21 protein-coding genes and 3 rRNA genes are annotated in these 25,022 nt (G+C 64.2%); 21 read left to right on the top strand and 3 right to left on the bottom strand.

Features of this window, described 5'->3' with window-relative positions:
- Positions 1-40: 40 nt before the first annotated feature.
- The 16 genes from fadD1 (at position 41) to K3U96_RS07550 (ending at position 14,534) form a co-directional block, all read left to right on the top strand.
- Positions 41-1,618, top strand: coding sequence for a fatty-acid--CoA ligase FadD1 (fadD1, locus tag K3U96_RS07475; RefSeq protein WP_220692572.1), 1,578 nt, complete (start codon positions 41-43; stop codon positions 1,616-1,618).
- Positions 1,619-1,754: 136 nt separating this feature from the next.
- Positions 1,755-1,991: a 50S ribosomal protein L31 gene (gene rpmE, locus K3U96_RS07480; protein ID WP_220692573.1), complete on the top strand. Its 237-nt coding sequence runs from the start codon at positions 1,755-1,757 to the stop codon at positions 1,989-1,991.
- A gap of 78 nt (positions 1,992-2,069) precedes the next feature.
- Positions 2,070-3,143, top strand: a complete 1,074-nt coding sequence (gene prfA / locus K3U96_RS07485) for a peptide chain release factor 1 (protein ID WP_220692574.1) — start codon at positions 2,070-2,072, stop codon at positions 3,141-3,143.
- A complete protein-coding gene (gene prmC / locus K3U96_RS07490; protein WP_220692575.1) occupies positions 3,140-3,994 on the top strand; it encodes a peptide chain release factor N(5)-glutamine methyltransferase in 855 nt (284 codons plus the stop codon). Before prfA ends, prmC begins: the two co-directional genes overlap by 4 nt.
- Positions 3,991-4,644 (top strand): L-threonylcarbamoyladenylate synthase, encoded by a 654-nt coding sequence (locus K3U96_RS07495; protein WP_069407344.1) that lies wholly within the window; start codon positions 3,991-3,993, stop codon positions 4,642-4,644. Before prmC ends, K3U96_RS07495 begins: the two co-directional genes overlap by 4 nt.
- Before the next feature lie 29 nt (positions 4,645-4,673).
- Positions 4,674-5,864 (top strand): glycosyltransferase family 4 protein, encoded by a 1,191-nt coding sequence (locus tag K3U96_RS07500; protein ID WP_069407347.1) that lies wholly within the window; start codon positions 4,674-4,676, stop codon positions 5,862-5,864.
- A 244-nt stretch (positions 5,865-6,108) separates the two neighbouring features.
- Positions 6,109-6,564: an ATP synthase subunit I gene (locus K3U96_RS07505; protein ID WP_069407343.1), complete on the top strand. Its 456-nt coding sequence runs from the start codon at positions 6,109-6,111 to the stop codon at positions 6,562-6,564.
- Positions 6,561-7,346 carry a F0F1 ATP synthase subunit A gene (gene atpB, locus K3U96_RS07510; RefSeq protein ID WP_069407342.1) on the top strand — a complete coding sequence of 262 codons (786 nt, stop codon included), beginning with the start codon at positions 6,561-6,563 and terminating at the stop codon, positions 7,344-7,346. Before K3U96_RS07505 ends, atpB begins: the two co-directional genes overlap by 4 nt.
- Before the next feature lie 63 nt (positions 7,347-7,409).
- The gene (locus K3U96_RS07515; RefSeq protein WP_069407341.1) at positions 7,410-7,655 is read left to right on the top strand and encodes a F0F1 ATP synthase subunit C; all 246 of its coding nucleotides are present in this window, start codon (positions 7,410-7,412) and stop codon (positions 7,653-7,655) included.
- A gap of 8 nt (positions 7,656-7,663) precedes the next feature.
- Positions 7,664-8,179 carry a F0F1 ATP synthase subunit B gene (locus K3U96_RS07520; protein ID WP_069407340.1) on the top strand — a complete coding sequence of 172 codons (516 nt, stop codon included), beginning with the start codon at positions 7,664-7,666 and terminating at the stop codon, positions 8,177-8,179.
- Positions 8,180-8,182: 3 nt separating this feature from the next.
- Positions 8,183-9,514, top strand: a complete 1,332-nt coding sequence (locus tag K3U96_RS07525; RefSeq protein ID WP_220692576.1) for a F0F1 ATP synthase subunit B/delta — start codon at positions 8,183-8,185, stop codon at positions 9,512-9,514.
- Between the two features lie 44 nt (positions 9,515-9,558).
- The gene (atpA, locus tag K3U96_RS07530) at positions 9,559-11,205 is read left to right on the top strand and encodes a F0F1 ATP synthase subunit alpha (protein ID WP_069407338.1); all 1,647 of its coding nucleotides are present in this window, start codon (positions 9,559-9,561) and stop codon (positions 11,203-11,205) included.
- 22 nt (positions 11,206-11,227) lie between these two features.
- Positions 11,228-12,151 carry a F0F1 ATP synthase subunit gamma gene (locus K3U96_RS07535; protein ID WP_069407337.1) on the top strand — a complete coding sequence of 308 codons (924 nt, stop codon included), beginning with the start codon at positions 11,228-11,230 and terminating at the stop codon, positions 12,149-12,151.
- Between the two features lie 24 nt (positions 12,152-12,175).
- The gene (atpD, locus tag K3U96_RS07540) at positions 12,176-13,708 is read left to right on the top strand and encodes a F0F1 ATP synthase subunit beta (protein ID WP_220692577.1); all 1,533 of its coding nucleotides are present in this window, start codon (positions 12,176-12,178) and stop codon (positions 13,706-13,708) included.
- A gap of 2 nt (positions 13,709-13,710) precedes the next feature.
- On the top strand, positions 13,711-14,076 hold the full coding sequence (locus K3U96_RS07545; RefSeq protein ID WP_069407335.1) for a F0F1 ATP synthase subunit epsilon: 366 nt from the start codon (positions 13,711-13,713) through the stop codon (positions 14,074-14,076).
- 11 nt (positions 14,077-14,087) lie between these two features.
- Positions 14,088-14,534 carry a DUF2550 domain-containing protein gene (locus K3U96_RS07550; protein ID WP_069407334.1) on the top strand — a complete coding sequence of 149 codons (447 nt, stop codon included), beginning with the start codon at positions 14,088-14,090 and terminating at the stop codon, positions 14,532-14,534.
- Between the two features lie 38 nt (positions 14,535-14,572).
- Here the strand turns inward: K3U96_RS07550 and K3U96_RS07555 are convergent, their stop codons facing one another.
- Positions 14,573-15,139: a cob(I)yrinic acid a,c-diamide adenosyltransferase gene (locus tag K3U96_RS07555; RefSeq protein ID WP_069407346.1), complete on the bottom strand. Its 567-nt coding sequence runs from the start codon at positions 15,137-15,139 to the stop codon at positions 14,573-14,575.
- Positions 15,140-15,210: 71 nt separating this feature from the next.
- On the opposite strand from K3U96_RS07555, the gene murA reads away from it, so the two are divergent.
- From murA to rrf, 4 genes are all read left to right on the top strand, one after another.
- Positions 15,211-16,464, top strand: coding sequence for a UDP-N-acetylglucosamine 1-carboxyvinyltransferase (gene murA, locus K3U96_RS07560; RefSeq protein ID WP_220692578.1), 1,254 nt, complete (start codon positions 15,211-15,213; stop codon positions 16,462-16,464).
- Between the two features lie 295 nt (positions 16,465-16,759).
- Positions 16,760-18,280 (top strand): 16S ribosomal RNA (locus K3U96_RS07565).
- A 381-nt stretch (positions 18,281-18,661) separates the two neighbouring features.
- Positions 18,662-21,792 (top strand): 23S ribosomal RNA (locus tag K3U96_RS07570).
- Positions 21,793-21,873: 81 nt separating this feature from the next.
- A 5S ribosomal RNA gene (gene rrf, locus K3U96_RS07575) occupies positions 21,874-21,988 on the top strand.
- The 16S, 23S and 5S rRNA genes sit together here, the layout of an rRNA operon.
- Positions 21,989-22,053: 65 nt before the next feature.
- On the opposite strand, the gene K3U96_RS07580 is transcribed toward rrf, so the two are convergent.
- A complete protein-coding gene (locus tag K3U96_RS07580; protein WP_220692579.1) occupies positions 22,054-22,557 on the bottom strand; it encodes a methylated-DNA--[protein]-cysteine S-methyltransferase in 504 nt (167 codons plus the stop codon).
- Positions 22,557-24,044 carry a DNA-3-methyladenine glycosylase 2 family protein gene (locus tag K3U96_RS07585; protein ID WP_220692580.1) on the bottom strand — a complete coding sequence of 496 codons (1,488 nt, stop codon included), beginning with the start codon at positions 24,042-24,044 and terminating at the stop codon, positions 22,557-22,559. The genes K3U96_RS07580 and K3U96_RS07585 overlap by 1 nt, the downstream gene beginning before the upstream one ends.
- 210 nt (positions 24,045-24,254) lie before the next feature.
- Here K3U96_RS07585 and K3U96_RS07590 point away from each other — a divergent pair, with 210 nt between their 5' ends.
- Complete coding sequence (locus K3U96_RS07590; RefSeq protein WP_220692581.1) at positions 24,255-24,974, top strand: NUDIX hydrolase; 720 nt, start codon at positions 24,255-24,257, stop codon at positions 24,972-24,974.
- The last annotated feature ends 48 nt before the right edge of the window (positions 24,975-25,022 follow it).

Consider the following 25,022-nt stretch of genomic DNA (forward strand, 5'->3'; position numbering starts at 1 on the left):
TAGACACAATTCAAAATCTGTTCACTGTCGAGAGGTGACCATGGCGGACACACTCCAGCAGCTGCTTCGGGAGCGCGCCCAACAGGACACCGTCGCGGTGAAGCACGACGACCGGACGTGGACGTGGCGCGAACATGTGGCCGACGCCAGCGCACAGGCCGCCGCGCTGATCGGCTCGGCGGACCCCGACCGTCCGTTGCACGTCGGGGTGCTGCTCGGCAATACCCCGGAGATGCTGACCGCACTGGCCGCCGCGGCGCTGGGCGGCTACGTGCTCTGCGGAATCAACACCACCCGCCGTGGCGAGGCGCTCGCGCGTGACATCGCCAAGGTCGAATGCCAGTTCCTGCTCACCGACACCGAGCACCGGCATCTGCTCGACGGCCTGGACCTGCCGGGGGTCACCGTCTTCGACACCGCCGACGCCCGGTGGGCGCAGCTGCGCGCGTCCGCGCCGCCCTTGACTCCCAAGCGCGACGCCGCCCCCGACGACACGTTCATGATGATCTTCACGTCAGGCACCAGCGGTAACCCCAAAGCCGTGCAGGTGGCCAACGCCATGGTGCTGTTCGCGGGAACCGCGTTGGTCGACAAGTTCGGCCTGACCGCCCAAGACACCTGCTACCTGTCGATGCCGCTGTTTCATTCCAACGCCGTGGTCGGCGGCTGGGCGCCGGCCCTGGTGGCCGGGGCGGCGATGGTGCCCGCGAAGTTCTCGGCGTCACGTTTCCTGGCCGACATCCGCCGTCACGGCGCCACCTACATGAACTACGTCGGCAAGCCGCTGGCCTATGTGCTGGCGACTCCGCAGCGGCCCGACGACATCGACAACCCGCTGCGCGTGGCGTTCGGAAACGAAGCAACCGACCGCGACATCGAGGAATTCGGGCGGCGGTTCGGCGTGACCGTCGATGACGGGTTCGGTTCCACCGAGAACGCCGTGATCATCACCCGCACACCCGACACACCGAAAGGATCTGTCGGCAAAGGGTTTCCCGGTGTGGCCATCTACAACAGCGACACCGTCACAGAGTGCCCGCCCGCGGTGTTCGACGGCAACGGCGCGTTGCTCAACGCCGACGAGGCCATCGGTGAACTGGTGAACACCTCGGGCACCGGCTTCTTCTCGGGCTACTACAACGACGAAGCCGCCAACGCCGAGCGCACCCGACACGGCATGTACTGGTCAGGAGACCTGGCCTACCGCGACGCCGAGGGCTGGATCTACCTCGCAGGCCGCACCGCCGACTGGATGCGCGTGGACGGCGAGAACATGACCACCGCCCCGATCGAGCGCATCCTGCTGCGGCTGGCGCCCATCAACCGTGTCGCGGTCTACCCGGTGCCCGACGAGCTGGTCGGCGACCAGGTGATGGCCGCGGTCGTGCTGCAGGACGGCGCCGAACTCACCCCGGAGGTGTTCGAGGAGTTCCTGGCCGCCCAGAGCGACCTGTCGCCGAAGGCGTGGCCGCGCTACGTCTGGATCGCCGACGACCTGCCGAGCACCGCGACGAACAAGATCCTCAAGCGCGAGCTGATCGCGCGCGGCACCGACCCCGGGGGGCGCACGCTGTGGCGGCGCGACGGCGGCAAGTTCCGTCCCTACCCGGCGGAATAGCGAGGGCCGGGCAGGCGTTTAGGCTGCTGGCGGTCAAGCTGGCATAATGGACCGTCGACCCTCGGCTCCGGTTCACGCCATCCACCTTCATTGAATCCATGAAGGGGCGACCCGGGCCACGATCGAAGAGGAAGCCATGAAAACGGGTATTCACCCTGACTACGTCGAGACCACGGTGCACTGCGGCTGTGGCAACACGTTCACCACGCGTAGCACCAAGAAGACCGGGCAGATCCACGTCGAGGTCTGCTCGCAGTGCCACCCGTTCTACACCGGCAAGCAGAAGATCCTCGACAGCGGCGGCCGCGTCGCCCGCTTCGAGAAGCGCTACGGCAAGCGCAAGACCGGCGAGAACACTTCAGCCGACAAGTAGCTGCCTTTCCGGCGCCCGCTCTTGCCGCCCCGGCGGCCAGGCCGGGCGCCGGTCTGTGTTTCAGGGAAGGACGTCGACGTGACGGACAACGGGACGGCGATCGATGCCGTGCTGGCCGAGCACGCCGACCTCGAACGCCAGCTGTCCGACCCTGCACTGCACTCCGATGCGGCCCAGGCCCGCAAGGTCGGCCGGCGGTTTGCCCAGCTATCACCGATTGTGGCGACCTACCGCAAGTTGGAGGCCGCCCGCGGCGACCTCGAGGCGGCCCGCGAACTCGCCACCGACGACCCGTCGTTCGCCGCCGAAGTCGACGAACTGTCCGCCACGGTCACCGAACTCGACAACCACCTGACCGACCTGCTGGCCCCCCGCGACCCGCACGACCCCGACGACATCGTGCTGGAGGTCAAATCCGGCGAAGGCGGCGAGGAGTCCGCGCTGTTCGCCGCCGACCTGGCCCGCATGTACATCCGGTACGCCGAGCGGCGCGGCTGGAGCGTAACCGTGCTCGACGAGACCTTCTCCGACCTCGGCGGCTACAAGGACGCCACGCTGTCCATCCGGAGCAAGGGTGAGGCGGCCGACGGCGTGTGGTCGCGAATGAAGTTCGAGGGCGGCGTGCACCGGGTGCAGCGGGTACCCGTCACCGAATCACAGGGCCGCGTGCACACCTCGGCGGCGGGCGTGCTGGTGTATCCCGAGCCCGAAGAGATCGAAGAAATCCAGATCGACGAGTCCGATCTGCGTATCGACGTCTACCGGTCGTCGGGCAAGGGCGGCCAGGGTGTCAACACCACCGACTCCGCGGTACGCATCACCCACCTTCCCACCGGCATCGTCGTCACCTGCCAGAACGAACGCTCGCAGCTGCAGAACAAGGCGCGCGCGCTGCAGGTCCTCGCCGCGCGGTTGAAGGCCCTGGCCGAAGAGCAGGCCCAGGCCGACGCGTCGGCGGACCGCGCCAGCCAGATCCGCACCGTCGACCGCAGCGAGCGCATCCGCACCTACAACTTCCCCGAGAACCGGATCGCCGATCACCGGATCAACTTCAAGGCGCACAACCTCGACCAGGTCCTCGACGGCGACCTCGACCCGTTGTTCGACGCGCTGGCCGCCGCCGACAAACAAGCCAGGCTCGCGGCGACATGAGGCTGCGCCAGGTGATCGACGCCGCGGAGGCGGCGCTCGCCGAGGCCGGGGTCGCATCGCCGCGGGCCGACGCCGAACTGCTCGCCGCCCACGCCGCGGGCACCGACCGCGGACGCCTCGCGCTCACCCGGCCCGACGCGGCCTTCGTCGACCGCTACCACGGGCTCGTCGCGCGCCGCGCCGATCGGGTGCCGCTGCAGCACATCACCGGCAGCGCGGCGTTCGGACCCGTCACCGTCTCCGTCGGCCCCGGCGTGTTCATCCCCAGACCCGAAACCGAGTCGCTGCTGGAATGGGCCGTCGCGCAACCGTTGTCACAGCCACCTGTCGTCGTCGACCTGTGTACCGGCTCCGGTGCCCTGGCGCTTGCCCTGGCCAAGACCGTGCCCGACGCGCGCGTCATCGCCGTCGACGACTCCGAGACCGCGCTCGACTACGCCCGCCGAAACCTGGCAGGCACCGACGTCGAACTGATCCACGCCGACGTGACCGAGCCCGGGCTGCTGCCCGAACTCGACGGGCACGTCGATCTCGTCGTTGCCAACCCGCCGTACATCCCCGAGGGAGCGGCGCTGGAACCCGAAGTGGCCGAACATGATCCAGCGCACGCGCTGTTCGGTGGGCCCGATGGCATGGCCGTCATCGACGCGATCGTCGGCCTCGCAGGCCGGTGGCTGCGCGACGGTGGCCGGTGCGCGGTCGAACATGACGACACCACATCGGTGCGCACCGTCGACGCGTTCCGCAGGACCGGACAATTCGCCGAGGTCACCGGTCGGCGCGACCTGGCCGGCCGGCCCCGGTTCGTCACCGCAACCCGCAACAGCAGCCAGGACGAGGTCAGAGCATGACGCAGCTGTTCGACTGCACCGATGCCGCCCAACGTGCGACCGGAATCGCCTCGGCCATCAGCGCTTTGAAGGGCGGTCAGCTGATCGTGATGCCCACCGACACGGTGTACGGCATCGGCGCCGACGCCTTCGACAACGACGCCGTCGCCGCGCTGCTGGCGGCCAAGGGTCGCGGACGCGACATGCCCGTCCCCGTGCTGGTCGGCTCGTGGCACACGATCGAGGGGCTGGTCTACAACGTTCCGCACACCGCACGTGAGCTCATCCGTGCGTTCTGGCCGGGGGCACTGAGCCTGGTGGTGCGCCAAGCGCCGTCGCTGCAGTGGGATCTCGGCGACGCCCACGGCACCGTCATGCTGCGCATGCCGCTGCACCCGGTGGCCATCGAACTGCTGCGCGAGGTCGGGCCGATGGCGGTGTCGAGCGCGAACACCTCGGGTCGGCCCGCCGCCGTGACGGTCGAGCAGGCGCGCGACCAACTCGGCGATCGCGTCGAGGTCTACCTCGATGCCGGGCCGTCCGCGCAGCAGGCGGCGTCGACAATCGTCGACCTCACCGCAGCGCACCCGCGCGTGCTGCGCCAGGGGCCGGTGACGGTGGAGGACGTCGCGAAAGTCCTCGATGTGGAACCGTCGACGCTGACGGAATGAGCTGAGGCAACGTGGCATACGGTGCATCGATGGGCTACGCGGCGGATACCGTGCTTGCGCTCAACGAGCGCGGCGCCGGCGTCCCGCTTCGCGAACTCGCCCTTGTCGGGCTCACCGCGGCGATCATCACCTACTTCGCGACCGGCTGGGTGCGGGTGCTGGCCCGGCGGTTCGGCGCGGTGGCCTATCCGCGCGAGCGTGACGTGCACCTGCAGCCGACCCCGCGGATGGGTGGGCTGGCGATGTATGTCGGGGTGGTCGCCGCCGTGCTGTTGGCGTCGCAGCTTCCGGCGTTGACGCGGGGCTTCGTGTATTCGTCGGGGATGCCCGCGGTGGTCGTCGCCGGGGGGCTGATCATGGCCATCGGCCTGATCGACGACCGCTGGGGGCTGGACGCGCTGACGAAGTTCGCCGGGCAGATCACCGCGGCCAGCGTGTTGGTCACCATGGGTGTCGCGTGGAGCGTGCTCTACATCCCGATCGGCGGGGTCGGCACCATCGTGCTCGATCAGGTGTCGTCGATCCTGCTCACGCTCGCCCTGACGGTGGCGATCGTCAACGCGATGAACTTCGTCGACGGGCTCGACGGGCTGGCCGCCGGGCTCGGGCTGATCACCGCGTCGGCCATCTGCATCTTCTCGATCGGGCTGTTACGTGATCACGGCGGCGACGTGCTGTTCTATCCGCCTGCGGTCATCTCGGTGGTGCTCGCCGGCGCCTGTCTGGGCTTCCTGCCCCACAACTTTCACCCGGCCAAGATCTTCATGGGCGACTCCGGTTCGATGTTGATCGGCCTGATGCTCGCGGCGGCGTCGACCACGGCGGCCGGCCCGATCTCGCAGACCGCATACGGGGCGCGTGACGTGTTCGCGCTGCTGTCACCGTTCCTGCTGGTGGTGGCGGTGTTGTTCGTACCCGCGTTGGACATGCTGCTGGCGATCGTGCGCCGCACCCGCGCCGGCCGCAGCCCCTTCAGCCCGGACAAGATGCACCTGCATCACCGGCTGCTGCAGATCGGCCATTCGCACCGCCGGGTCGTGCTGCTGATCTACCTCTGGGTGGGCATCGTCGCCCTGGGTGCGGCGAGCACGATCTTCTTCGATCCGCGCTATAGCGGGGTGGTCATGCTGGCTGCCATTCTGGTCGCCATCGTCGCGACGGTGATCCCACTTCTGCGGCGCCGGAACGGCCAGTTCGCCGAGGTGTACGACGGGAAGTAGTAGGTCCCGTTTTAGGCCTGCGACCATGTGTTAGGGTGCAAATAGAACCCGAAAAACCTCGCGGGTTGCCGGCCCCGGACCGCCTCGGTTCACGGCCGAGCGGACCGGTATCACGACCGACATAGGGAGCTGCCGCTTGGGTGATTCCAGTACGCCTGACGCCCTCCGATACGCTCATGGCGCCAGCACTGGGATGTTGGATCATTCGGCAACTTCTTTTTGACCGCGGGATTGAGGTGAATCAGTGACGACGCCAGCGCACGACGCGCCGTTGGTGTTTCCTTCGGTGGCGTTCCGCCCGTTGCGGCTGGCGCTGATCTGTGTCGTCCTCGCCGGGCTCGGCACGCTGGCGGCCGCGCTGCTCGGCCATGTGATGGTCGGGGTGTTCTTCGGAATCGGCCTGGCGCTTGGGCTGTTGAACGCCGTCCTGGTGCGACGGTCGGTCACCAACATCACGTCTCAGCCGAATCCGCTGAAAAGCAAGATGGCGCTGAATTCCGCGACCCGCCTGATGATCTTGACCATCGTCGGGTTGACCATCGCCTTTATCTTCCGACCCGCTGGTCTCGGCGTCGTCTTCGGCATGGCCCTGTTCCAGCTGCTGCTTGTCTTCACGACCGCGCTGCCTGTGGCGAAGAAACTGCGCGCGGGTAGCCCGACTGATACAGCCGGATTCGAAGGGGAACCCACACAGCAATGACAGGAATCGATGTCGCCGACGGGTCGGCCCCGGTAACCATCCTGGCCGCCGACTCCGGAATCCACGTCGGCACGCACACCACCGCCAACTGGTTCGGGCTGACGGTGAACACCGACACGATGCTGTCGGCGACCATCGCCGCGGTGATCGTGCTGGCGTTGGCGTTCTACCTTCGCGCCAAAGTGACCTCGAGCGGTGTTCCCAGTGGGGTGCAGCTGTTCTGGGAGGGCATCACGATCCAGGCGCGTAACCAGATCGAGTCCGCGATCGGTATGCGCATCGCTCCGTTCGTGCTGCCGCTGGCGGTGACGCTGTTCGTCTACATCCTCATCGCCAACTGGATGTCGGTGTTCCCGTGGCAGTACTCCAACGAGACCGGCATCCATGAGGTACTCAAGCCCGCCGCCGCGGACATCAACTTCGTGCTGGCGCTCGGCTTGTTCGTGTTCATCTGCTATCACGCAGCGGGCTTCTGGCGCCGCGGCATCGTCGGCCACCCGCTGCGGCTGCTCAAGGGACATGTCGCCTTCCTGGCGCCGATCAACCTCGTCGAAGAGATCGCCAAGCCGATCTCGTTGTCACTCCGACTTTTCGGCAACGTGTTCGCCGGCGGCATCATGGTCACGATCATCGCGTTGTTCCCCGCCTACATCATGTGGGCGCCCAACGCGCTGTGGAAGTCTTTCGAACTGTTCATCGGTGCCATCCAGGCGTTCATCTTCGCGCTGCTGACGATCTTGTATTTCGGTCAGTCCATGGAGCTCGAAGACGAACACCACTAACCCGCAAACGCTCGACCCACAATCTGGTAGGACCGCTACCAGTTATCAAGGAGGATAAAAGGAATGGATCCCACTATCGCTGCCGGCGCACTCATTGGCGGCGGTCTTCTCTTGGGCGGCGGCGCTATCGGTGCTGCTATCGGTGACGGTGTCGTCGGCAGTGCCCTGGTGAACGGCGTAGCGCGGCAGCCGGAGGCGCAAGGCAGGCTGTTCGTACCGTTCTTCATCACGGTCGGTCTGGTGGAGGCCATGTACTTCATCAACCTGGCCTTCATGGCGCTGTTCGTGTTCGCCACCCCGGTCGCCTAATCGACGCCATGGTAGACCTCAGCACTACCGTTTTGGCGGCAGAGGAAGGCGGCGGCAACTTCCTGCTGCCCAACGGCACCTTCTTCTTCGTGCTGATCCTCTTCCTGGTCGTGCTCGGCGTGATCGGCAAATGGGTTGTGCCGCCGATCAGCAAGGTGCTTCACGAGCGCGAAGCCATGGTGGCCAAGACGATCGAAGACAATCGGCGCGCGACGCAACTACGCGCTGCTGCCGATGCCGATTACCGCAAGGTGATGGGTGAGGCCCGCCGGGAAGCGACCGATATCCGCGACGAGGCCCGCGCCGAGGGCCGCCAGATCGTCGAGGATGCGCGCGGTCGTGCCAACGCCGAAGTCTCGGCGTTGCTCCAGCAAGCCAACACCGAACTCACCGAGCAGTCCCGCGGTCTGACCGCCGAACTGCAGACGTCAGTGGAGACGTTGGCGGCAAGCCTGGCCAGCCGTGTGCTCGGGGTCGACGTGACCACGCGCACGGTGCCGGCCACGACGGGTCAAGGACGGTAACCAGTGTCGACGTTCATCGGACAGCTGATCGGCTTTGCGGTCATCGTCTTCGTGCTCACCAAGTGGGTCGTGCCGCTGGTGCGCGGGATGATGCAGCAGCAGCAGGAGAACGTGCGTACCCAACTCGCCGAGCACGCCGAGGCGGAGAAGAAGGTCGCCGACGCCGATTCAGAACACGCCAAGGCGTTGGAAGAGGCCAAGACCGAAGCCGCGAAGGTGATCGAGGAGGCGCGCCACGACGCCGAGAAGATCGCCGAGCAGCTGCGTATCCAGGCCGACGTCGAACTCGAGCGGATCAAGACCCAAGGTGGTCAACAGATTCAGTTGCTACGCCAACAGCTGATCCGTGAGCTGCGTCAAAGCCTCGGCGCCGAATCCGTGCACCGGGCCGGCGACCTGGTGCGCGATTTCGTCTCCGACGCATCCGAGCAGTCCGCAACGGTCGACCGCTTCCTCGACGAGCTCGACGAAATGGCGCCGTCCAGCACGGTCTTCACCGAAGCCGCAACGGCCAAACTGCGTGCGGCGAGCCGGGAGTCGATCACCGCGGTGGTCGAGCGGTTCGATGAAACGATCGCGGGCAGCGACGCGAACGCGCTGACCGGCCTGGCCGACGATCTGGTGTCGGTGGTCAAGCTGCTACGCGCAGAAACCGTACTCGCACGCCACCTGTCCGATCCGTCCAGCGACTCCGGTCTCAAGACCGCGTTGGCCGAGCGGCTCCTGTCCGGCAAGGTGTCCGATGCCGCGCTTGATGTCGTCAAAGCCGCTGTGTCACAGCGCTGGTCGTCCACCTCCGACCTGGCCCACGGTTTGCAGCACATCGCCAGGCTGGCGTTGCTGGTGCGGGCCGAACGCGAAGACCAGATCGACGACGTGGAAGACCAACTCTTCCGGGTCAGCCGCGTGTTGGAGGCCGAGCCACGGCTGATCAACCTGTTGAGCGAATACACCACACCGGCTGACGGGCGGATCAAACTGCTCAACAACGTGCTTCGTGGCCGGGCCAGCAAGAACACCGCTGATCTGCTGCGTCAGACGGTCGAACTGCTGCACGGTGAGCGAGCCGACGAAGTGGTCCGCGATCTGGCGAACCTCGCAGTGTCCCGGCGCGGTGAGGTGGTGGCGCATGTCCGTGCTGCCGCCGAACTCACCGACGCCCAGCGCGAGCGGCTCACCGAGCTCCTCACCCGCATCTACGCCCATCCGGTGTCGCTTCAGCTCGATGTGAACCCGGCGCTGATCGGTGGCTTGACCATCGCAGTCGGCGACGAGGTGATCGACGGATCGTTGGCGTCGAAGCTGGCGGCGGCCGAGAACCACTTGCCCGACTGACCCGAGAACACCCCTAGACCCAGGAAAAAGGAAGACGAAAAGCCATGGCAGAGTTGACGATCTCAGCGAATGAGATCCAAGGTGCGATCGAGGAGTATGTCGCCGGGTTCGAGGCCGAAACCGAGCGTGAAGAGATCGGTACGGTCATCGACGCCGGCGACGGTATCGCCCACGTCGAGGGACTGCCGTCCGTCATGACCCAGGAGCTGCTGGAGTTCCCCGGCGGCGTGTTGGGCGTTGCGCTCAACCTGGACGAACACAGCATCGGCGCCGTCATCCTCGGTGACTTCGAGCAGATCCAAGAAGGCCAGCCGGTGAAGCGCACCGGCAACGTGCTGTCTGTGCCGGTTGGTGACGGCTTCCTGGGTCGCGTCGTCAACCCACTGGGTCAGCCGATCGACGGCCGCGGCGACATCGAGACCACCGAGCGGCGCGCACTGGAACTGCAGGCGCCTTCGGTGGTGCAACGCCAAAGCGTGAGCGAGCCTCTGCAGACGGGCATCAAGGCCATCGACTCGCAGACCCCGATCGGTCGCGGGCAGCGTCAGCTGATCATCGGTGACCGCAAGACCGGTAAGACCGCGGTGTGCGTGGACACCATCCTCAACCAGCGGCAGAACTGGGAGACCGGCGATCCGAGCAAGCAGGTCCGCTGCGTGTATGTGGCCATCGGCCAGAAGGGCACCACGATCGCCAGCGTGCGTCGCACCCTCGAAGAGGGCGGCGCGATGGACTACACCACCATCGTCGCCGCGCCGGCTTCCGACTCTGCCGGGTTCAAATGGCTTGCGCCCTACACGGGTTCGACCATCGCCCAGCACTGGATGTACGACGGCAAGCATGTGCTGATCGTGTTCGACGACCTGACCAAGCAGGCCGAGGCATACCGCGCGATCTCACTGCTGCTGCGTCGGCCGCCCGGTCGCGAGGCGTACCCCGGTGACGTGTTCTACCTGCACTCGCGGCTGCTGGAGCGCTGCGCCAAGCTGTCCGACGAACTCGGCGGCGGTTCACTCACCGGGCTGCCGATCATCGAGACCAAGGCCAACGACATCTCGGCCTACATTCCGACCAACGTCATCTCGATCACCGACGGTCAGTGCTTCCTGGAGACCGACCTGTTCAACCAGGGCGTGCGACCGGCCATCAACGTCGGTGTGTCGGTGTCGCGCGTCGGTGGCGCCGCTCAGATCAAGGCAATGAAGGAAGTAGCAGGAAGTCTGCGTCTGGATCTGTCGCAGTACCGCGAACTCGAGTCGTTCGCGGCCTTCGCCTCCGACCTCGACGAAACCTCGAAGGCTCAGCTGGACCGCGGTGCGCGGCTCGTCGAGTTGCTCAAGCAGCCGCAGAACAGCCCGATGCCGGTTGAGGAGCAGGTCGTCGCCATCTTCCTCGGTACCCGCGGCCACCTGGACTCGGTGCCGATCGAGGATGTCCAGAAGTTCGAGCAGGAGTTCCTCGAGCACGTGAAGGCCTCACACGAGGCGATCCTCAAGGACATCCGGGAGACGACCAAGCTCTCCGAGGAGACGGAAGAAAAGCTCGCCAACGCGGTCAACGAGTTCAAGAAGGGCTTCGCGACCACCGACGGCAGCTCCGTGGTGCCCGACGAGCACGTCGAGGCCATGGATGAAGAAGACGTCGAAAAGGAATCGGTGAAGGTCCGCAAGCCCGCACCGAAGAAGAAGTAGGACTGAAGGGTCCAGTAATCCAATGGCAGCAACACTGCGCGAACTGCGCGGCAGGATCCGCTCCGCGGGCTCGATCAAGAAGATCACCAAAGCCCAGGAGCTGATCGCCACGTCGCGGATCGCCAAGGCACAGGCCCGAGTCGAAGCGGCTAGGCCATACGACCGCGAGATCACCAACATGCTCACCGAACTGGCCAGCGCCAGCGCGCTGGACCATCCGTTGCTGGTCGCTCGCGAAAAGCCGCGGCGGGCAGGCGTGTTGGTGGTGTCCTCCGACCGCGGACTCTGCGGCGCATACAACGCCAACGTGCTTCGCCGGTCCGAGGAGTTGTTCGCCCTGCTCCGCGAAGAGGGCAAGGAACCCGTCCTGTACGTGGTGGGCCGCAAAGCGCTCGGCTACTACAGCTTCCGTAACTGGGATGTGAACGAGGCCTGGACTGGTTTCTCGGAGCGTCCCGAGTACGAGAACGCACAGGAAATCGCGTCCACACTGGTCGGCGCGTTCATGGCCGGCGTCGACGACGAAGGCGACAATCCCGGAGCGGACGACATCCTCGGGGTCGACGAACTGCACATCGTGTTCACCGAGTTCCGGTCGATGCTGTCGCAGTCGGCCATCGCGCGTCGCATCGCACCGATGGAGGTCGAGTACAGCGACGAGGACACCGGCTTGCACACGCTGTTCTCGTTCGAGCCCGACGCCGAGACGTTGTTCTCGGCGCTGCTGCCGCGGTACGTCTCCACCCGCATCTTCGCCGCGCTACTCGAGGCGGCGGCATCGGAGTCGGCGTCACGCAGGCGGGCGATGAAGTCGGCGACCGACAACGCCGACGAGCTCATCACGGATCTGACGTTGCAGGCCAACCGTGAACGCCAGGCGCAGATCACCCAGGAAATCAGCGAGATCGTCGGTGGCGCAAACGCGTTGGCCGACGCCAAGAGTTAGCACGCAGAGGAAGCGAAACCAGATATGACTGCTACCGCCGAACGCGAGACGAACAAGGCCGGTGCCGACACCAACGGACGGGTCGTGCGTGTCACCGGCCCGGTCGTCGACGTCGAGTTCCCACGCGGCGCCGTTCCCGAACTGTTCAACGCGTTGCACGCCGAAATCGTCTACACCGACCTGGCGAAGACGCTGACGCTGGAGGTCGCCCAGCACCTCGGCGACAACCTGGTGCGCTGCATCTCGATGCAGCCCACCGACGGTCTGGTGCGCGGGGTCGAGGTCACCGACACCGGCGCGTCGATCTCGGTCCCCGTCGGCGACGGCGTCAAGGGGCACGTGTTCAACGCGCTCGGCGACTGCCTCGACGATCCCGGCTACGGCAAGGACTTCGAGAAGTGGTCCATCCACCGCAAGCCGCCGGCCTTCGACCAGCTTGAGCCCAGGACCGAAATGCTGGAGACGGGCCTGAAGGTCGTCGACCTGCTGACGCCCTACGTGCGTGGCGGCAAGATCGCGCTGTTCGGCGGTGCCGGCGTGGGCAAGACGGTGTTGATCCAGGAGATGATCAACCGCATCGCCCGTAACTTCGGCGGTACCTCGGTGTTCGCCGGGGTGGGGGAGCGCACCCGTGAGGGCAACGACCTCTGGGTCGAGCTCGCTGACGCCAACGTGCTCAAGGACACCGCGCTGGTGTTCGGCCAGATGGACGAGCCGCCGGGCACCCGTATGCGGGTGGCGCTGTCGGCGCTGACCATGGCGGAGTTCTTCCGCGACGAGCAGGGCCAGGACGTGCTTCTGTTCATCGACAACATCTTCCGGTTCACCCAGGCCGGTTCCGAGGTGTCGACGCTGCTGGGCCGCATGCCCTCCGCGGTCGGCTACCAGCCGACGCTGGCCGACGAGATGGGTGAGCTGCAGGAGCGAATTACCTCCACCCGCGGCCACTCGATCACCTCGATGCAGGCCGTGTACGTGCCCGCCGACGACTACACCGACCCGGCGCCCGCGACGACGTTCGCGCACCTCGACGCCACCACGGAGTTGAGCCGCTCGGTGTTCTCCAAGGGCATCTTCCCGGCGGTGGATCCGCTGGCGTCCAGCTCGACGATCCTCGACCCGAGCGTGGTCGGTGACGAGCACTACCGGGTGGCGCAGGAAGTCATTCGGATCCTGCAGCGCTACAAGGACCTCCAGGACATCATCGCGATTCTCGGTATCGACGAGCTGGCCGAGGAGGACAAGCAGCTGGTGCAACGCGCCCGCCGTATCGAGCGCTTCCTGTCCCAGAACATGATGGCCGCCGAGCAGTTCACCGGCCAGCCGGGTTCGACGGTTCCGCTGAAGGAGACGATCGAGGCGTTCGACAAGCTGACCAAGGGCGACTTCGACCATCTGCCGGAGCAGGCGTTCTTCCTCATCGGCGGCCTCGACGATCTCGCGAAGAAGGCCGAAAGCCTTGGCGCCAAGCTGGAAGACACGAGTGGCGATGGTGCGCCGGTCTCCAGCGAGGGCAACGGCAACGGCAAGGGCGACGACGCCGATAAGGCGCAGTAGCCATGGCGGAGATAGACGTCGACATCGTCGCCGTCGAACGGGAGATCTGGTCGGGCAAGGCCACTTTTGTGTTCACCCGCACCACCGCCGGTGAGATCGGGATCCTGCCCCGCCACATCCCGTTGGTGGCTCAGCTCGTCGACGACGCGGTCGTGCGAGTCGAGCGGGAAGGCGAAGAGGATCTGCGGATCGCGGTCGACGGCGGTTTCATGTCGGTCACCGACGACGGCGTGATCATTCTCGCCGAGTCGGCCGCACTCGAGTCCGAGATCGACTCCGACACCGCACGCCAGGACGCCGATTCCGACGATCCAGTAACCGCGGCAAAGGGACGAGCTAGGCTCCGCGCCCTGGGTCAGATCGACTAGCGGGCCCGCTGATGAGCGCGTCCATGTGGATCATGGTCGCGCTGGTTGGTGTGCTGCTCGCGGTTGTCGTCGCACTGAGTTACCGGCTGTGGAAGCTGCGGCAGGTGGGCGGCACCGCGGCGATTCTCCGTGATGTGCCCGCCGTCGGCGGGCACGGCTGGCGGCACGGCGTAATGCGTTACCGCGGCGGAGAAGCCGGGTTCTACCGGTTGTCCAGCCTGCGGTGGTGGCCGGATCGGCGGTTGAGTCGTCGGGGCCTGGAGATCGTGTCGCGGCGCGGACCCCGCGGCGACGAGTTCGACATCATGACGCATGAAATCGTGGTGTTGGAGGTCCGCGACGTCAGCCCGGAACGCCGGCGAAGTTATGAGATCGCCCTGGACCGGGGGGCATTGACCGCGTTCTTGTCTTGGGTGGAGTCACGGCCGTCGCCTCGCGCGCGTCGGCGCGCCCGCTAATCCGTTGTGCCCCGGGCCTTTGGTCTTCGCGCAAGCGCTCATCCGCCCGGCTGCCACAGCACGTCGCCGTCCGGGTTGGCGACCCGCGACAGAATGAACAGCAGATCCGACAGCCGGTTGAGGTATCTCGCCGGAAGCACGCTGACCGCCTCCCCGTGTAGCTCCACGGCTTTCCATGCGGAGCGCTCGGCCCGGCGAACCACGGTGCGGGCCACATGCAGCAGCGCCGACAGCGCCGTGCCGCCCGGCAGAATAAACGAATTGAGCGCCGACAGCCCTTCGTTGAACTCGTCGCACCAGCCTTCGAGCCGGTCGATGTAGCTCTGCGCAACTCGCAGCGGTGGATATTTCGGGTTCTCGACCACGGGCGTCGACAGATCCGCGCCGGCATCGAAGAGGTCGTTCTGAATCAGCCTGAGCACCTTGAGGATCTGTGCATCGGGGTGACCCAACGCGATTGCCACACCGATGGCGGCATTGGCCTCGTCGCAGTCGGCGTACGCCTCGAGGCGGGCGTCGTTCTTGGACACCCTGCTGAAATCGCTCAGCCCGGTGGTTCCGTCATCGCCCGTGCGCGTGTATATGCGGGTCAGATGAACGCCCATGCCGAAACCGTACCGGAAGGGACGGGCACGGCGACTGACACCGCCTGCGGGCGCTGTTTACACTGGCCCGCGTGAGCGAGCGTTTCGTGGTGACCGGCGGAAACCGGTTATCGGGCGAAGTTGCCGTCGGGGGGGCCAAGAACAGCGTTTTGAAGCTGATGGCGGCCTCGCTCCTTGCGGAGGGGACCAGCACGATCACGAACTGCCCGGACATCCTGGACGTGCCGCTGATGGCCGAAGTGTTGCGGGGCCTGGGGGCGACGGTCGAACTCGATTCTGACGTCGTGCGGGTCACCTCGCCCGAGGAGCTCAAGTACGACGCGGATTTTGCCGCGGTTCGCCAGTTCCGCGCCTCGGTGTGTGTCCTCGGGCCCTTGGTCGGGCGGTGCAAGCGGGCCAGGGTGGCGTTGCCCGGCGGCGACGCGATCGGGTCGCGGCCCCTGGATATGCACCAGGCCGGGCTTCGGCAACTCGGTGCGCGGTGCAACATCGAACACGGCTGCGTGGTCGCCGAGGCAGACCATCTGCGCGGTGCGGAGATCCAGCTGGAGTTCCCATCGGTCGGCGCCACGGAGAACATCCTGATGGCGGCGGTGGTCGCCGAGGGCGTGACGACGATTCACAACGCTGCACGTGAGCCCGACGTCGTCGATCTCTGCACGATGCTCAACCAGATGGGAGCTCAGATCTCGGGGGCGGGTACCCCGACGATGAAGATCACCGGCGTGGACCGGTTGTACCCGACCGAACACCGGGTGATCGGTGACCGCATCGTTGCTGCGACCTGGGGCATCGCCGCTGCGATGACCCGCGGCGACATCTCCGTGGTCGGCGTCGATCCGCAGCATCTCCAGTTGGTCCTGCACAAACTGCATGACGCCGGTGCGACCGTCACGCAAGACGACAACGGCTTCCGGGTGGTCCAGTACGAGCGGCCCAAGGCGGTCAACGTCGCCACCCTGCCGTTTCCCGGTTTCCCGACCGATCTGCAGCCGATGGCCATCGCGCTGGCCTCCATCGCCGACGGCACCTCGATGATCACCGAGAACGTGTTCGAGGCCCGCTTCCGATTCGTCGAGGAGATGGTCCGGCTCGGCGCCGACGCCCGCACCGACGGACACCACGCCGTGGTGCGCGGCATCCCGCAGCTCTCCAGCGCCCCCGTGTGGTCGTCGGACATCCGCGCCGGCGCCGGCCTGGTGCTGGCAGGCCTGGTCGCCGACGGAGACACCGAAGTGCACGACGTCTTTCACATCGACCGGGGCTATCCGCTGTTCGTGGAGAACCTCAAGAGCCTGGGCGCCGAGATCGAGCGCGTCGCCTGAGCGCACCGCCCTGAGCTGCGCAATCAGCTGTTTGGGAGGCCGCGTTGGACGTGGCTGACGGACGGGGTAGTCTTTAGTCAGAAGCCAACGGCCCCAGCCAAACCGGCTGGCGGACGCGGTTTGACGTCTCTGTCCACGTGGAGTATAGTGGCAGGGTTGCCTGCAGTGCGGGTGTGTTGTTTGAGAACTCAATAGTGTGTTTGGTGGTTTTTGTTTGTTGTTGTTTTTTTGCCGCGCCTCTTTTCCCGTTTGGGGTGTGGTTTTTGTTTTGCCAGATTGTCTCTGGACTGTTTTTTGTTTGGAGAGTTTGATCCTGGCTCAGGACGAACGCTGGCGGCGTGCTTAACACATGCAAGTCGAACGGAAAGGCCCTTTCGGGGGTGCTCGAGTGGCGAACGGGTGAGTAACACGTGGGTGATCTGCCCTGCACTTTGGGATAAGCCTGGGAAACTGGGTCTAATACCGAATAGGACCATGGGATGCATGTCTTGTGGTGGAAAGCTTTTGCGGTGTGGGATGGGCCCGCGGCCTATCAGCTTGTTGGTGGGGTGATGGCCTACCAAGGCGACGACGGGTAGCCGGCCTGAGAGGGTGTCCGGCCACACTGGGACTGAGATACGGCCCAGACTCCTACGGGAGGCAGCAGTGGGGAATATTGCACAATGGGCGCAAGCCTGATGCAGCGACGCCGCGTGGGGGATGACGGCCTTCGGGTTGTAAACCCCTTTCAGTACCGACGAAGCGTAAGTGACGGTAGGTACAGAAGAAGCACCGGCCAACTACGTGCCAGCAGCCGCGGTAATACGTAGGGTGCGAGCGTTGTCCGGAATTACTGGGCGTAAAGAGCTCGTAGGTGGTTTGTCGCGTTGTCCGTGAAAACTCACAACTCAATTGTGGGCGTGCGGGCGATACGGGCAGACTGGAGTACTGCAGGGGAGACTGGAATTCCTGGTGTAGCGGTGGAATGCGCAGATATCAGGAGGAACACCGGTGGCGAAGGCGGGTCTCTGGGCAGTAACTGACGCTGAGGAGCGAAAGCGTGGGGAGCGAACAGGATTAGATACCCTGGTAGTCCACGCCGTAAACGGTGGGTACTAGGTGTGGGTTTCCTTCCTTGGGATCCGTGCCGTAGCTAACGCATTAAGTACCCCGCCTGGGGAGTACGGCCGCAAGGCTAAAACTCAAAGGAATTGACGGGGGCCGCACAAGCGGCGGAGCATGTGGATTAATTCGATGCAACGCGAAGAACCTTACCTGGGTTTGACATGCACAGGACGCGTCTAGAGATAGGCGTTCCCTTGTGGCCTGTGTGCAGGTGGTGCATGGCTGTCGTCAGCTCGTGTCGTGAGATGTTGGGTTAAGTCCCGCAACGAGCGCAACCCTTGTCTCATGTTGCCAGCGCGTTATGGCGGGGACTCGTGAGAGACTGCCGGGGTCAACTCGGAGGAAGGTGGGGATGACGTCAAGTCATCATGCCCCTTATGTCCAGGGCTTCACACATGCTACAATGGCCGGTACAAAGGGCTGCGATGCCGTGAGGTGGAGCGAATCCTTTCAAAGCCGGTCTCAGTTCGGATCGGGGTCTGCAACTCGACCCCGTGAAGTCGGAGTCGCTAGTAATCGCAGATCAGCAACGCTGCGGTGAATACGTTCCCGGGCCTTGTACACACCGCCCGTCACGTCATGAAAGTCGGTAACACCCGAAGCCGGTGGCCTAACCCCTTGTGGGAGGGAGCCGTCGAAGGTGGGATCGGCGATTGGGACGAAGTCGTAACAAGGTAGCCGTACCGGAAGGTGCGGCTGGATCACCTCCTTTCTAAGGAGCACCACGAGACCTGAGCCCGCCCACATCGTGTGGGAGTTCGGTGACTTCAGGCGATTCGTTGGATGGCCTTCACCTGTAGTGGGTGGGGGTCTGGTGCACGACAAACGTTGAGCCGGTACGGGTTTCGAGTGATCGAGCCGGTGATGGATTGCCAGACACACTATTGGGCTTTGAGGCAACAGGCCCGCTATCTCTTTGTCCCGTTGTGGGAAACCGGGGGTAGGGAGTTGGTTGTCGCCCCGTCTTTGGTGGTGGGGTGTGGTGTTTGATTTGTGGATAGTGGTTGCGAGTATCTGGCAGAAGGGCCCTGGTGGGGTTCTTTTGTTGGGTAATGCAATTTTTGATTCTTCCGAGAATTTTTAACTGTTTTGTGTGTAAGTGTTTAAGGGCGCATGGTGGATGCCTTGGCACTAGGAGCCGATGAAGGACGTGGGAGGCTGCGTTATGCCTCGGGGAGCTGCCAACCGAGCGTGGATCCGAGGATGTCCGAATGGGGAAACCCGGCACGAGTGATGTCGTGTCACCCAGCGCTGAATGTATAGGCGTTGGGGGGGAACGCGGGGAAGTGAAACATCTCAGTACCCGTAGGAAGAGAAAACAACATGTGATTCCGTGAGTAGTGGCGAGCGAAAGCGGAGGATGGCTAAACCGTGTGTATGTGATACCCGGCGGGGGTTGTGCATGCGGTGTTGTGGGGTCTGTGTTCTGTTTACCGCCGTGAACAGCAGCAGTGATAAAGCAGTGTGTTAGTTCAAGTGGCCTGGGATGGTCTGCCGTAGAGGGTGAGAGCCCCGTCGACGAAAACATGCTGCCTGCTGTCGCAGGATCCCCGAGTAGCAGCGGGCCCGTGGAATCTGCTGTGAATCTGCCGGGACCACCCGGTAAGCCTGAATACTTCCTAGTGACCGATAGCGGATTAGTACCGTGAGGGAATGGTGAAAAGTACCCCGGGAGGGGAGTGAAAGAGTACCTGAAACCGTGTGCCTACAATCCGTCAGAGCCCTCGACTTTGTTGTGGGGTGATGGCGTGCCTTTTGAAGAATGAGCCTGCGAGTCAGGGACATGTCGCGAGGTTAACCCGGGTGGGGTAGCCGCAGCGAAAGCGAGTCTGAATAGGGCGTATCCACACAATAGTGTGTGGTGTAGTGGTGTGTTCTGGACCCGAAGCGGAGTGATCTACCCATGGCCAGGGTGAAGCGCGGGTAAGACCGCGTGGAGGCCCGAACCCACTTAGGTTGAAGACTGAGGGGATGAGTTGTGGGTAGGGGTGAAAGGCCAATCAAACTCCGTGATAGCTGGTTCTCCCCGAAATGCATTTAGGTGCAGCGTCACATGTTTCTTGTTGGAGGTAGAGCTACTGGATGGCCGATGGGCCCTACTAGGTTACTGACGTCAGCCAAACTCCGAATGCCGACAAGCAAGAGTGTGGCAGTGAGACGGCGGGGGATAAGCTCCGTACGTCGAGAGGGAAACAGCCCAGATCGCCGGCTAAGGCCCCTAAGCGTGTGCTAAGTGGAAAAGGATGTGCAGTCGCGAAGACAACCAGGAGGTTGGCTTAGAAGCAGCCACCCTTGAAAGAGTGCGTAATAGCTCACTGGTCAAGTGATTGTGCGCCGATAATGTAGCGGGGCTCAAGCACACCGCCGAAGCCGCGGCAGCATCACCGTTGTGGTGGTGTTGGGTAGGGGAGCGTCCTGCATCCGGTGAAGCCACAGAGTGATCTAGTGGTGGAGGGTGTGGGAGTGAGAATGCAGGCATGAGTAGCGATAAGGCAAGTGAGAACCTTGCCCGCCGGAAGACCAAGGGTTCCTGGGCCAGGCCAGTCCGCCCAGGGTGAGTCGGGACCTAAGGCGAGGCCGACAGGCGTAGTCGATGGACAACGGGTTGATATTCCCGTACCCGTGTATGAGCGTCCCTGATGAATCCATACTGCTAACCACCCAAAAGGTGGCCGACCAATCCCTTCGGGGTGCGGGGGTCACCGGCTGCGTGGGACCCGTGTGGGTAGTAGTCAAGCGATGGGGTGACGCAGGAAGGCAGCCGTACCAGTCAGTGGTAATACTGGGGCAAACCTGTAGGGAGAAACCTAGGCAAATCCGGGTTTCACATATCCTGAGAGGTGATGCATAGCCGAGTGAGGCGAATTCGGTGATCCTATGCTGTCGAGAAAAGCCTCTAGCGAGTCCATACACGGCCCGTACCCCAAACCAACACAGGTGGTCAGGTAGAGAATACCAAGGCGTACGAGTGAACTATGGTTAAGGAACTCGGCAAAATGCCCCCGTAACTTCGGGAGAAGGGGGACCCCATTACCGTCAACACCCTCGCGGTGGGCAGCGGGAAGGGGTGGCACAAACCAGTGAGAAGCGACTGTTTACTAAAAACACAGGTCCGTGCGAAGTCGCAAGACGATGTATACGGACTGACGCCTGCCCGGTGCTGGAAGGTTAAGAGGACCCGTCAACCCCTTCCGGGGGTGAAGCGGAGAATTTAAGCCCCAGTAAACGGCGGTGGTAACTATAACCATCCTAAGGTAGCGAAATTCCTTGTCGGGTAAGTTCCGACCTGCACGAATGGCGTAACGACTTCTCAGCTGTCTCAACCATAGACTCGGCGAAATTGCATTACGAGTAAAGATGCTCGTTACGCGCGGCAGGACGAAAAGACCCCGGGACCTTCACTACAACTTGGTATTGGTGCTCGATACGGTTTGTGTAGGATAGGTGGGAGACTATGAAGCAGTCACGCCAGTGATTGTGGAGTCGTTGTTGAAATACCACTCTGATCGTATTGGGCCTCTAACCTCGAACCGTCTATCCGGTTCAGGGACAGTGCCTGGCGGGTAGTTTAACTGGGGCGGTTGCCTCCTAAAAAGTAACGGAGGCGCCCAAAGGTTCCCTCAACCTGGACGGCAATCAGGTGTTGAGTGTAAGTGCACAAGGGAGCTTGACTGCGAGACGAACATGTCAAGCAGGGACGAAAGTCGGGACTAGTGATCCGGCACCCCCGAGTGGAAGGGGTGTCGCTCAACGGATAAAAGGTACCCCGGGGATAACAGGCTGATCTTCCCCAAGAGTCCATATCGACGGGATGGTTTGGCACCTCGATGTCGGCTCGTCGCATCCTGGGGCTGGAGCAGGTCCCAAGGGTTGGGCTGTTCGCCCATTAAAGCGGCACGCGAGCTGGGTTTAGAACGTCGTGAGACAGTTCGGTCTCTATCCGCCGCGCGCGTCAGAAGCTTGAGGAAACCTGTCCCTAGTACGAGAGGACCGGGACGGACGAACCTCTGGTCCACCAGTTGTCCCACCAGGGGCACCGCTGGATAGCCACGTTCGGACAGGATAACCGCTGAAAGCATCTAAGCGGGAAACCCCTCCAAGACCAGGCTTCTCACCCATCAAGTGGGATAAGGCCCCCCGCAGAACACGGGATCAATAGACCAGACCTACACACCCAGCAATGGGCGCAGGGAACTGGCACTAACCGGCCGAAAACTTACCCACAACCTCGCAACCACACCACAAACACCAAAAACACCCCACCACCAAAAACACAGTTTCATCACTACAACAAGTGAATAAAGTTACGGCGGTCCATAGCGACAGGGAAACGCCCGGACCCATCCCGAACCCGGAAGCTAAGCCTGCCAGCGCCAATGATACTGCCCACCACGGGCGGAAAAGTAGGACACCGCCGAACACAAATTAAGCCCTGTGCCCCCCAATTCTGTTGGGGGGCACAGGCATTTGTGCGGCCGTAACCTACTAGTCGAACAATGTCTGCAACGGGGAGACCCTGCTCTTTTCCAGTTCCAGCAACAGTTTCTTGCGGTCAATCCCGCCGCCGTATCCGGTGAGGCTGCCGTTCGATCCGATCACCCGGTGACACGGCACGATGATGCCAATTGGATTGTGTCCGTTGGCCAAGCCGACGGCGCGGAATGCGCCAGGTGATCCGATCTGCCGGGCGATCTCACCGTAGGAGCGGGTTTCGCCGTACGGGATCGTCAACAGCGCCTCCCAGACCCGGCGCTGGAATGCCGTGCCTGCCAGGTCGAGCACCAGATCGAAATCCCTTCGGTCGCCGGCGAAATAGGCTTCGAGCTGCTCGACGGCCTCGGGGAAGGCCGTGTCGTCGGGCTCCCAGTTGTCGCGGCTCGGCTCATACGTTTGATCGACCATTCGCAGATGCATCAGTCGACCCTCCTTGCCGGCCAGCGTCAGCGGGCCGACCGGGCTGTCGACGCAACGGAATTGCAGGGTTTCCATCACTTCTTCTCCTTCGGCGGCCACTCATTGACCGCGTGTTCGAGGGCTGTCCACAGGTGCTGCGTGGCGTAAGAACGCCAAGGTCGCCAACGTGCACTGCGTTCGGCGAGGGCTCGCCGATCGGTCGGTAATCCGAGTTGTTCGGCGGCGAGCCGCACGCCCAGGTCGCTGACCGGGAAGGCGTCGGGATCGCCGAGCCCGCGCATGGCGATCACCTCGGCGGTCCAGTCGCCGATGCCGGGCAATGCGCGTAGCTGCGCACGGGTGCTGTTCCAGTCGCATCCGGCATCGAGCACCACGTCACCCTCGGCGATCGCGCGGATCAGCACGATCAAGGTCCGTTGCCGCGCCTCGGGGAAGGCAAGATGCACCCGGTCGATGTCAGCGAGCTGCTCGATCGCCGGGAAGACGTGGGTCAGCGCACCGCCGGCGTCGGTGATGGGTTGGCCGTAGGCGCAGGCCAGCCGGCCGGCGTGGGTGCGTGCGGCTTTGATGGACACCTGCTGGCCCAGCACCACCCGCAGCGCCAGTTCCTGTTCGTCGACCGTTCGGGGAATCCGCTGCCCCGGCGCCTTCGCGACGAGCACGCTCAGATCAGCGTCTGCGCTCAGCGCGTCGACGACCGCCTCCGGATCGGCATCCAGATCCAGCAACCGGCGGCACCGGGCGATCGCGGTGGCGAGATCACGGAAGTCGTCGAGGGTGACGCGGCACCGGACATGATCGGGTTGCGGTGTAAGGCTGACGATTCCGTTGCCGTTGGGCAGCCGCAGCGTCCGCCGGTAAGCGCCGTCGCGCACCTCTTCGACACCGGGTACCGCGCTGGCGGCCAAGTGGCCGAACAACCCCTCGTATGCGAACGGGGTGCGCACCGGTAACCGCAGCGAAAGCTCTCCGGAGCCGCCGTCGGCTTGTCCGAACCGTGCCCGTGCGCGTTGGCGCAACACGGTCGGTGCCATATCGCAGACGGTGCGGACGGTGTCGTTGAACTGGCGGATGCTGGAGAAGCCGGCGGCAAATGCGACGTCGCTGAAGGGCAGTTCGGTGGTTTCGATGAGGACCCGCGCAGTTTGGGTGCGCTGCGCCCTGGCCAGCGCCAACGGGTTGGCGCCGACCTCGGCCTGCAGCAGGCGTTCGAGTTGCCGGGTGGTGTAGCCGAGGCGCCCGGCCAGGCCGGTCACACCCTCGCGGTCGACGGTGCCGTCGGCGATCAGTCGCATGGCGCGCGCGACCACGTCACCGCGCACATTCCATTCCGGAGAACCCGGTGATGCATCCGGGCGGCACCGCTTACATGGCCGAAAGCCGGCCTTCTGCGCGGCGGCCGCCGTCGGGTAGAACCGCATATTGCGGGCATACGGAGGCCGGACGGGGCAACTCGGACGGCAATAGATCTTCGTGGTCAGCACGGCGGTGACGAACCAGCCGTCGAACCGGGCGTCCTTGGACTGCACGGCTCGGTAGCAGCGGTCGAAATCGTCGTACATGACTACCACAATTACACGCTCCCACCGACATGACTGGCGGAAAACCGACATCGTCGTGGGGAGGGCCCGCAGTCACATTCGTACCGGGCGCTGCGGCAGGTCGTGGTGCTTTGATCCGGTCGACGCCTGCGCGCGGAAATCCGAGCTGGGAAGGGTGAAAGGGGCCCGCATGTCGAGTGACTCGACGAGCGGCTGGCTTAGAGTCGAGCCGTGACGATCAGCTACGACGACGCCCTGCGCGAACAGATTCGGGAGCGGTTGGGCGGTCACCGCCGCCGCACCGCGGCCGACCCCGACAAGCGGCGCGCCGCGGTCGCCGTGGTTCTGGTCGACTCCGCGCTCGGTGAGGACCGGGTGGACCCAGCGCCTGTCGACGACTGGATCGACGGACGACCGATGCCCGAAGCCGGCCTCGACGGCCGGATGGTCAACGTCTCGGGCGGCGCCGCATTCTTGTTGTGCCGCAGGGCATCGCGATTGTCTACTCACGCCGCGCAATGGGCGTTGCCCGGCGGCCGCCTGGACCCGGGCGAAACCGTGGTCGATGCCGCGTTACGCGAACTCGACGAAGAGGTCGGTGTCCGGCTGCCCGACTCGACCGTGCTGGGCATCCTCGACGACTATCCGACGCGGTCGGGCTACATCATCACACCGGTCGTGGTCTGGGGTGGCGGACGGCTCGACCTGCGTCCCTCGCCCGAGGAGGTGGTGGCGGTCTATCGGGTCGGCCTGCACCAGCTTCAGCGCGACGATTCGCCGCGCTTCGTCAGCATCCCGGAAAGCCCCCGCCCGGTCGTGCAGATACCCCTTGGCAACGATCTGATCCACGCACCCACGGGCGCGGTGCTGTTGCAGTTGCGATGGCTGGGGCTGGAAGGCCGCAGCGACCCCGTCGACACGCTCGAACAACCCGTCTTCGCGTGGTCATAGCCCGCAGGTATCAAAGTCCTAACGATCTCGTCAATTTCGAAGGCCGCG

Origin of the sequence: Mycolicibacterium holsaticum DSM 44478 = JCM 12374 (genome assembly GCF_019645835.1) — a bacterium.
GTDB lineage: Bacteria > Actinomycetota > Actinomycetes > Mycobacteriales > Mycobacteriaceae > Mycobacterium > Mycobacterium holsaticum.